The sequence below is a fragment of the Brevibacterium sp. SIMBA_078 genome (assembly GCF_046534565.1).
Classification (GTDB): domain Bacteria; phylum Actinomycetota; class Actinomycetes; order Actinomycetales; family Brevibacteriaceae; genus Brevibacterium.
On sequence record NZ_JAWRYQ010000558.1, the window covers coordinates 1 to 238 of the forward strand.

The following is a 238-nucleotide window of genomic DNA, read 5'->3' on the forward strand; positions in this document are numbered from 1 at the left end:
TAAGGATTTTAAGAAATTGACTGTGCTGCTTGATGATTTGCGATAAAGCCCTTTGTCAATGTTGCCTGTGCTCATGGGGTCATAGGCGTATTCGATTCTACAGCGCTTGCGTTCACTGAATGTTAGTTCTTCAAGCCACCATTTTTGTAGACGATGATATTTGATCATGCCTTGTGGGGAGCGTTCGTATGCTTTTGGTTCGTCTGACTCGGGGAATATGCTTTCCATACTTAGGTTT

Annotated in this window: 1 protein-coding gene; it reads right to left on the reverse strand. The window is 42.9% G+C overall.

What is annotated here, in order from left to right:
• Positions 1-228, reverse strand: a 228-nt coding sequence (locus SB749_RS20785) for a hypothetical protein (protein ID WP_410711986.1), incomplete at its 3' end; no start/stop codon positions are given.
• Positions 229-238 lie beyond the last annotated feature (10 nt).